This is a genomic window from Propionivibrio sp. (assembly GCF_016790145.1).
Taxonomy (GTDB): domain Bacteria; phylum Pseudomonadota; class Gammaproteobacteria; order Burkholderiales; family Rhodocyclaceae; genus Propionivibrio.
In genome coordinates, this window is the sequence record NZ_JAEUOI010000156.1 from 26657 (window position 1) to 36112 (window position 9456).

Sequence of the window (9456 nt, forward strand, 5' to 3'; positions counted from 1 at the left end):
TATTCCAGGCGTTGTCGACCCCCCAGAGTCGACTATCCGCTTTCGCATCCCCCTTGAAAATGCAGGTATTCAGGTCGCTGCATGGATGAAATATTCTCATGCATCGAGTGAGATTTTATCGTTTGCCGCAACTCCATCGACTAATTACATTAAAGCCGGATAAACAAGTTGAAGGAGAATGAAATGGGAACGGAAATCTCGGTACTTGGCGCTGGTTTTGCTATCGTGTTTATGGTTTCGTGCCTGGCCTCACCCGCCATCGGTCTGGTTGTTGATTGGGTCGCACGCCATCGGAAACATCTGCCCGAGGTCTATCATTCAGGGATCTAGCCTGATTTGCTTGGCAGGTTTCAAGGCCCTCGCACTCCAGGGGCGTAGCAAGAGACAAATCACCGCTACTGGCGAGGAGTCAGGTTTTTATCTGAAGCCCCGATTGGAATAGCGGTGTGCTTGGCCCCCGCTGATATCAGCACGCTGAGTGTCCGCTCATTCGGCGCTCCCCAGGAAAGACCCGTCGCGCAGCGTCAATATCCGGTCTGCGCGCCCGGCCAGTCCCGGATCGTGAGTGACGATCACGAAACTCGTCTGCCGCGAGCGATTGAGCGCCAGCATTAACTCGAACACACCCTCGGCGGTTTGCCGGTCAAGGTTGCCGGTCGGTTCGTCGGCCAAAACACAGGCCGGCTCGGTAACCAGCGCTCGGGCAATTGCCGCCCTTTGCCGTTCGCCGCCGGAAAGTTCCGATGGCGTATGATCGAGCCGGTGCGATAGTCCGACATCTGCAAGCACCGCCGCCGCACGTTGCTCGGCCTCGGCTTTCGGCAGACGCCGGATGATCAAGGGCATGGCGACGTTTTCAAGTGCCGTGAATTCAGGCAGCAAATGGTGAAATTGATAGACGAATCCAAGATGTCGGTTGCGCATGACACCACGTTCGGCGTCGCTGATCTGTGAAAGATCGCGCCCCATCAACTGGATTTTGCCGGCGCTGGCGGAGTCCAGTCCGCCGAGCAGATGCAGCAGGGTACTCTTGCCCGAACCTGAGGCTCCGACCACCGCGACCCGCTCGCCGGCCACGATCTGCAGATCGACACCGGTCAGCACCGGCACTTCGGCACCCTCGCCGGTGCCCTGCCGGTAAATTTTCTTCAGTCCCTGACAGGCCAGCACGACTGGCCTGGAGTCGCACGCATCATTCATAGCGCAGCGCCTCCGCCGGATTGACTCGCGAGGCACGCCAGCTCGGATAAATCGTCGCCACCAGCGAAAGCACGAAGGACACACTGGTGATCGTAGTAACGTCTTTCCACTGCAATTCGGACGGCAGGTTGGAGATGTAATAGACCTCCTTGGACATGAACTGCGTACCGAGCAGACGCTCAATGAAGGGCACAACGACATCGATATTGAGCGCCAGCGTCACGCCGCCGGCAATGCCGAGGCCAAGGCCGATGAAGCCGATCAGCGCACCCTGCACCATGAAGATGGCCATGATGCTGCCCGGACTGGCCCCGAGTGTGCGCAGGATGGCGATGTCGGCCTGCTTGTCGGTGACCGCCATGACCAGTGTCGACACAATGTTGAAGGCGGCGACGGCAACGATCAGCGAGAGGATGATGAACATCATGTTCTTCTCGATCTGCACGGCGCGAAAAAAGTTGGCGTGACTTTTGGTCCAGTCGCTGATGTAGGCGGCGGTATCCAGACGGTTGGCCAATTGTCGGGCAAGGGCCGGGGCCTTGAACAGGTCGTCAAGTTTGAGGCGCACGCCGGAGACGCGGTCTTCCATGCGGTACAGTCGTTGCGCATCTTCCATGCGGATCAGCGCCAGCCCGCTGTCGTACTCGAACATCCCGACCTCGAACAGACCGCTGACGGTAAAGGTTTTCAGGCGCGGGATGACGCCGGCCGGCGTCACCACGCCTTGCGGCGCGATGACCGTTACCTTGTCGCCGACGAAAATACCGAGCGCACGCGCCAGTTCGCTACCGAGAACGATATTGAAGGAATCCGGTGCCAGTGAATCGAGACTGCCTTCCTTCATGTGCGTACGGAAATCGACGACCTTGTCTTCGAAATCGGGCAGGATACCGCGCACCATCGCACCGCGCACCGATTGCCCGAAAGACAGCATGCCCTGCGCCTGCACGAAGGGCGCTGCCGCCAGCACCCCCGGCTGCCTGGCGGCCTGCTCGGCGACATGCTGCCAGTCGGCCATCTCGCCGCTGGCACCGCTGATCTGTACATGGGAGACGACGGCCAGAATACGCCCGCGCAGCTCGGTCTGGAAGCCATTCATCACCGAGAGGACGACGATCAGCGCCGCGACACCCAGCGCAATGCCGAGCATCGAGATCATTGAAATGAAGGATATAAAGTGGTTGCGCCGTTTGGCGCGCGTATAGCGCAGGCCGATCAGCAATTCGTAAGGTAGGGCCATCAGTGGCAGATTCTATTCTTGTGGTTGGTAAAATCCAAGAAACCGCTTTCAACGCAGAGAGCGCAAAGGCGTAAAGGACGCAGAGAAACCAGAGTATCATCCAGGCGATTTCCCTGAACGCCCCATATGAAACGCGTTTGGGACGAAGGCAAGTCCAATCCTGCAAAGTTGCCATGGTACACTCATTCGCGACAGGTTTTGCCCGCCTGCCAAACTTGGTGCAAGCCGAGCAGCGACACAAGCAACTATTTCCTTTTCTCTCCGCGCGCTCTTCGTCTCTGCGCACTCTGCGTTAAACGCGTTTTACGGTTTAATCACCGTGCCTCGATAGCCCATGCAAATTACCCTGCTCGTCCCCGAACTCATCTGGCCCGAACCTGATGACCGCGACACCCTGGAGGGTCTGGTCTGTCCGGCACTGAACACCTTGCTTGCCCGCAGCCGTCTCACACACCGCCCGCCACAATCGCTCGAAGCCACGTTGACCGACGCTTTCGGCCACCCGGAAGGCACGCCCTATGCGGCATTTCGTTTGCTCGGCGAGCTTGAAAAGCGAATTGATCCCGCCAATGACTACTGGATTGCTGCCGACCCCGTGCATCTGCGCTTTCATCAGGATCGCCTGATACTCGCCGACAGCGGCAGCTTTGGCATTTCACTTGAGGAAGCACGGGCACTTGCCGACGAGCTGAACACTCAGCTTTCCGATGTCGGCCGCTTCCATGTCGCTAGCGCCGAGCGCTGGTATCTGCAACTTGCCGAAAGCGCCGGTCTGGATGCCGCTGCGCTGTCCGGTTTTGACGTTCCGCCGCTTTCTGCCGTTGCCGGGCGCCGCATCGAACGACTACTGCCCGAAACAGCGCAGGCCAGTGAACTGCGCAAGCTGCTCAACGAAGCGCAGATGATTCTGCACACCCACGCGATCAACCAGCAACGCGAGAACGAGGGGCGGTTGCCGATCAACAGCCTGTGGCTGTGGGGCGCCGGCAGCTTGCCGCCACGCAGCGCATCAAAGTTTGACGGAGTGTGGAGCAGCAACCCGCTGGCACGGGGCCTCGCCGGCGCTGCGGGTGTCCCGACGCATCCGCTGCCGCTCGACGCTGCGACCCTATTTGATCACGCCGCAGCGCGAAACAGCCCTCTTGTTGTACTCGACGACCTGCTCGGGCCGGCACAATACGAAAACGGCGAGGCCTACCGCGCAGGAATAACCGGGCTCGAATGCCGCTGGTTCGCACCACTGCGCACAGCGCTGGCCAGAGGCCGGATCGGGCAATTGCGTATCGAAGCTTCAACCGCCTACGCCACGCTGGCCTGGGAGAGCCGACGCCGCGACCAGTGGAAGCTGTGGCGCCGCCCACAGCCAATGGCCCTGCTGGCTAAAGAATTGGCCAAAGGATAGTATTAAATGACCCACCTCAAAGCCCGTAGCATCCCGCCGCGCATTCAATGGCAGCTTGAGCAGCAGGGGCTGCATCCGTTGCTTGCCCGTCTCTATGCGGCACGCGGCATCCAGACGCGCAGCGAACTCGACTACGAACTCAAATCCCTGCTGCCGCCTGCGTTGCTGACTCACGCCGCCGAGGCGGCGATCCTGCTCGCCGACGCCGTCGAGGCGCAAGCAAAAATCCTCATCGTTGCCGATTATGACTGCGACGGCGCCACCGCCTGTGCCGTCGGCATCCGGGCGCTGCGGGCGATGGCCAGCGACACAGGCGCCACGGTTGACTATCTGGTGCCCAACCGTTTTACCTACGGCTATGGCCTGACGCCGGAGATCGTCGAACTAGCCGCAACGCGCTCGCCCGACCTTATCGTCACCGTCGACAACGGCATCGCCAGCCATGAAGGCGTCGCCCGCGCCAACGAACTGGGCATCGCCACACTGATCACCGACCACCATCTGCCTGCCGCCGAATTGCCGGCGGCGGACTGCATCGTCAACCCGAACCAGCCGGGCTGCGGCTTCCCGAGCAAATGCATCGCCGGTGTCGGCGTCATGTTCTACGTCATGCTCGCGCTGCGTGCCGAACTGCGCGAGCGTGGCTGGTTTGCCGAAGGCAGCGGACGCAATGAACCGAACCTCGCTGCGCTGCTCGACCTCGTTGCGCTGGGCACGGTGGCCGACGTCGTGCAACTCGACCGCAACAACCGCATTCTGGTCAATCAAGGGCTGAAACGCATGCGCGAAGGCAAGCTGACGCCTGGCCTGCGTGCCATCTTCCGCGCCGCCGGACGCGATCCGTCCAAGGCCACAAGTCTCGATCTCGGCTTCATCGTCGGCCCGCGCCTGAACGCCGCCGGGCGACTCGCCGACATGTCGCTCGGTATCGAATCGCTGATCACCGATGATCAAGCGCGTGCCCTGAACATCGCGCAACAGCTTGATGCGCTCAACCGTGAACGCAAGGCCATCGAATCCGGAATGCAGGATCAGGCGCTGATCCACCTTGAAACGCTGGACACCGGCGAAGGGGCCGGCGTCGCGTTGTTCGATCCAGAATGGCATCAGGGTGTTGTCGGCATCCTTGCCGCGCGCATCAAGGAGAAACTGCATCGCCCGGTGTTCGCCTTCGCGCGCGGAGAGAATGGTGAAGTCAAGGGCTCCGGTCGCTCGATCCCGGGCCTGCATCTGAGAGATGCGCTCGACCTCGTTGCCAAACGAGCGCCGACCATGCTGCTGCGCTTTGGCGGCCACGCCATGGCCGCTGGCGCGACGATCAGGGAAGCCGATTTTCCGTACTTCCGCGAACTGTTCGCGCAGATCGCCGAGGAACTCCTGTCACCGGCCGACCTGACGCGCACGCTCGAAACCGACGGTGGGCTGGAATCTGGCTACGTCTCGATCGCTACCGTGAGCCTGCTGGAAAACGAGGTCTGGGGACAAGGCTTTCCGGCGCCGATTTTCGAGGACGAGTTCGTCGTCGAAAACCAGCGCGTGCTCAAGGAAAAGCACCTCAAGCTGCGCCTGCGCAAAGGCCAGCAGCACCTTGATGCGATCCAGTTCAACTTCAGTGCAGCGCCCGGCAACACCATCCGCGCAGCCTACCGGCTGGCGATCAACGACTACAACGGCGTGCAGACACCGCAGTTGATGATCGAGCACATCGAGAATATCGGATAAAGCTGAAAATCTTATTCCCCCGTTGCTCAGGTTTTGGCCAGCAGGGACTAAACCGAGCAAGGGCGTGGATACTTGTGTCGGAATTTGAATCTGACGTCTGGGTCACGGCTTTATCCGGCAAGCTCACCGATTGCACATCCACGCGAATCGACACCGGCACCGGCCGCTGTTCTTGGGCATAGATCCTGACTATCACCAATCCCATCGCCATCGGTATCGATCAAGATATCTCCAAGAGAATATATGATCTGCGTTTCAAGCGGCGCAAGCGTATAGGGAAAGATGATCGGATTCCCGTCTGTGATACGGACGTAACTACTGCAATACGCACCCGCATCCGCTCCCGAGTCCGGACAGTCCGCCGTAGTCGTGAGGTGAGACGAATTCATCAGAATGTTTGTTCGAATCGGCAAACCAGCTGGCAATGCCGGGACGATTTCAATATTGGCCAACCAAAGCGATTTGCCCGGGCTGACGCCGACGAAGTCCAGGCGCGCCCCAAGATCCAGCGTCAGCGGGTCGCCGGCTTTAACGGTCTTGGTCGCCTGGAAATAGACTACGTAGCGTTTCCATGTGGGCGAAGCATTGATCGCGCTGATCCCGCTCATGAGCCACTCGTAGCCATTGGAGCCGCCACCGCTACGTTGAACGCCGACGAAAATCGGCAACCCGTCGACACTGGCCTTCATATCGAAGGCCATGCGGTACCACGTCCCCCCAACTACAGAAAAATAGGAACTCAAGACGAGCCCGGAAGTGGCACCTGCGCTGTACCTGAGGCACGGCCCAACACTGCAGGTCTCTAGCGTTTGCACGCCCAGAGGTGCAGTATCGTTCCAGGAAACCCAGCCAGCGAGACCAAGTGCAAACTTTCCGTTCGGCACGATGCTCGCCCCGTTGACGCGGTAGTGAGCCCCAGTAACAGCCGGCGCCTGACGAGCCAGTGCATCAAGGTTTCGGGGTAAACCACCAGCAGTCTTCGCCGCCTGCCATTGCGCTAAAGTGAGGTAGGAATTGCCATTGGCAGTTTCCTCCGCCGCAACCAGTGGAGACAACAATGTTGAATAAATGTTGGAGTCATACGTGGAGAACTGGTCGGCGGTCGTAAAATTGCTTCGGTGATAGACCGAAGCGCCGACACTGGAGGGCACCATCGTGTTCCCACTGACGCGGTTTCCTCTGACATCGCCGCTCGGAAAAATCACCTTGCTGTCTTCCTCAAGCCATAGCTGGTAGCGACGATTACCGTAGAGCTTGTTGTTCTGGATTACGTTGTTGGCCCCATTGTGGACATGAAAACCGTATTCTGCGTCGATGACGGTATTTCCGGAAAGGGTCACACCGCTGCCAAGTTCGTCGATGTATATCCCCTGCCCTCGCGAGTTGTTGGTCGGTTTGCCCTCCACGGCACCCGGAACATGAAACACCACGTTGTTGCTGACAATCGAGTTGTTGTTCGTGCCGCCGAGGTAAATCGCCCCACCGTCGTCCAAGACCATGCTGGCGTTTTCGATGTAATTGTTTTCTACCCTGGAATTCGATCCTGGAAGAATCCCGTTGTATCCGGTATTGATGATGGTGTTGCCGGAAACAAGCGCATTATTGCCCGAAAGAATGGCACCAAAAGATTTAACCGGCAAGCTTACGATCTGTCCGTTGCTGACACGTACGCCACTGTCCACGATTCGGTTTCCGACGACCTGAAGACCGGTAGCCATATGCCCGGTGACAATGTCAATGCCGAAAATGGCATCGCGCCCGGTCCGAGCGAACGAATTTCCGGTAAGCGAACTATTGGTTGAACCCGCCACATCGGCACCCTGGTCGATAGTATCGGCGACGGTGGTGTTACGAAGCGTCACTTTGGCGGATCCGCGCATGCCGACCCCCAACCTGATATTGCGCATCGCGAGTCCATCGACAACGATGTTCGATTTTCCCGCAAGATCGATGCCCGCATCGACGCGTGAAACAGCCACCCGGTTACCGGGGGGGCTCCCATCTGGCATCCATGCGTAAAGATAACCAGTTGTCGAGTCGTAATGCCACTCGCCTGGACTGTCCAGCATCCACAGGGCGCCTTCAAAGAGATAACCCCAACCAGCCTTTAGAACAAAGCTTGTAGGCGAGGACAACGTCAGCCGGTTGCCGGCAATTGACGCGATATTGCGCTCGTCGACCGTCCAGGCATTTGTCCGGATGCGTACCCGCATGCCGGGCAAGAGAGTCGCGCCTGACGGCAACTGCAGATCGCTCCCGGTCGTAATGAATGTGCTTCGATAGGCACCGTTCACCAGTGTCTGGTCGGCATCCTGCACATTCAGGAAATAAGGAGACTGCGGTCGCACCGAATTGAATCCAATATTCGGATGGCGGGCTGGGGTCATCTGCAACCCGTCGGCAAGCAATTGCCTGGGGGAACCGACGACAACCTCGACGGCGACATTGTCGAGGCTGACCGCGACTTTGGCTGGAACTTCAATGTCCAAGCGAGCATTGGCGAGAGCCACTGTTCCCCTGAATGGAAACGAGTAGGTTTGCCAAGAACCGGTTCCAGTGATCGACTGGTTTAATCCCACCGAATCCCATGGAGACACTGTTCGCCTGACTATCATCCGAATGACAGAACCTGCAGGCGCCTTGATGCTGATGGTGGCCTGATAAACCATCGGAAGTAACTTAAACTCCTTACTGACCACCAGGCTGTTGCCGGGACCAGTTCCAGCAACAAAGTTAAGGCAACTGCTGGAGTTGGCAGCACAGTTCGTGCCTTGACTCAAGACGGAATCATTGCTGGGAGACCAGTTGTACCAACCAGTAATCCCCGCATCAAAGGTGCCGTCACCTGTCAAGCTTACAGGAAGGCGAGCCCGGTAAATCTGGCCGCTGTAAAGCGTCCAGTTGTCTGCGGGGATGGCCACCGCCCCATCGATGAGCGGTGCTGTGGAACAAGCCCCCGGATAAGTGCCGATGTTGATCGAATTGGCAGCCGTACCTGAACTGGTAAGCTTCAGTGATTCGTACCAGGTCTGACCGCAACGCAGGAGAACGGAGTCGCCCGGCTGCAGCGCGGTAGCACTGACCTTGGCCAGCGATAACCAAGGCCCATCGGCAACAGGCGATGAAACAGGGTCGGCCTTGGTTCCTGACCAGGTGTCGCTGCCCGTCGCAGCATTCACGTAGTAGGTGGCGGCGATTGCTGTCGACATTGACAGCACCGACATGGTTGCCAGAAACAGGAGCCTTGCAGAAATCAGCCTTGGCTGGAAATGGACGAAAATCATGATGCCCCCACAAGAAATGAGTGAAACGCAAACTTGCGAAAATCGGGGGATGCATTACCAGGGGGGAATTTGCCGAAGCAGGTAAACTGGGTCGTTTCGGCAGTTCCGCTGTCATCGGCGTCTGAAAGACACCATTAGATCGGTAACATTGCGTCCCCGCCTTTCGGTCGGGTTTGCCTTTTCGTACGTCAAGCAAAAACAAACTCAACATAAGCCGGTAGCCGGCCAGTGTCAACCTATTTCAAGAAAATTTCAAAAAAATACTTCAACAGAAATTTCTCTCACAGAAACTTCTCTCACCGTGGCACCGCTCTTACAGCGCAGTATACACACCAGCCTGCCGCTGACCCAGGGCACGGAGTACGGTATTAGCTCCACAAACAATAGAGCAAACTTAAGCATAAGATGGGTTTTGCGCATTGGTCGGGAATGTCTGAGTCCCGGATTTGCGGGGCCACTCATGGTCGAGATGTCGCTCGTTATTGAGGGCTTTACCTCCATCGACAGAGAAGCTCAGCAATGACCAGAAAGTCGCGCAGTTGGCTCGTTCGTATTGCTTTCGAACCGAATCGATTCTCCTCTGAGCAGTTGAAGCAGGTTTACGAGCA

At 58.2% G+C, this 9456-nt stretch carries 7 protein-coding genes and 1 riboswitch; of the genes, 3 read left to right on the plus strand and 4 right to left on the minus strand.

The features are described 5' to 3' along the window. Nucleotides 1-183: 183 nt before the first annotated feature. Entirely contained in the window at nucleotides 184-330 is a 147-nt protein-coding gene (locus JNM42_RS12820) for a hypothetical protein (protein ID WP_294270470.1), read from the plus strand. 156 nt (nucleotides 331-486) lie between these two features. Here JNM42_RS12820 and lolD read toward each other — a convergent pair whose 3' ends face one another. Next, nucleotides 487-1200: a lipoprotein-releasing ABC transporter ATP-binding protein LolD gene (gene lolD / locus JNM42_RS12825; protein WP_294270473.1), complete on the minus strand. Its 714-nt coding sequence runs from the start codon at nucleotides 1198-1200 to the stop codon at nucleotides 487-489. Further along, nucleotides 1193-2440: a lipoprotein-releasing ABC transporter permease subunit gene (locus JNM42_RS12830; protein WP_294270475.1), complete on the minus strand. Its 1248-nt coding sequence runs from the start codon at nucleotides 2438-2440 to the stop codon at nucleotides 1193-1195. Before JNM42_RS12830 ends, lolD begins: the two co-directional genes overlap by 8 nt. Nucleotides 2441-2774: 334 nt before the next feature. On the opposite strand from JNM42_RS12830, the gene JNM42_RS12835 reads away from it, so the two are divergent. Together JNM42_RS12835 and recJ are read left to right on the plus strand one after the other, a co-directional pair. Continuing rightward, nucleotides 2775-3842 carry a hypothetical protein gene (locus JNM42_RS12835; RefSeq protein WP_294270478.1) on the plus strand — a complete coding sequence of 356 codons (1068 nt, stop codon included), beginning with the start codon at nucleotides 2775-2777 and terminating at the stop codon, nucleotides 3840-3842. 6 nt (nucleotides 3843-3848) lie between these two features. Continuing rightward, complete coding sequence (gene recJ, locus JNM42_RS12840; protein ID WP_294270481.1) at nucleotides 3849-5564, plus strand: single-stranded-DNA-specific exonuclease RecJ; 1716 nt, start codon at nucleotides 3849-3851, stop codon at nucleotides 5562-5564. Between the two features lie 110 nt (nucleotides 5565-5674). Here the strand turns inward: recJ and JNM42_RS12845 are convergent, their stop codons facing one another. Next, on the minus strand, nucleotides 5675-8848 hold the full coding sequence (locus JNM42_RS12845; RefSeq protein ID WP_294270484.1) for a right-handed parallel beta-helix repeat-containing protein: 3174 nt from the start codon (nucleotides 8846-8848) through the stop codon (nucleotides 5675-5677). A 95-nt stretch (nucleotides 8849-8943) separates the two neighbouring features. Next, nucleotides 8944-9036, minus strand: a riboswitch (cyclic di-GMP riboswitch). 206 nt (nucleotides 9037-9242) lie between these two features. Further along, nucleotides 9243-9456 (minus strand): hypothetical protein (locus JNM42_RS12850; protein ID WP_294270487.1); only part of this gene is annotated, 214 nt, incomplete at its 5' end.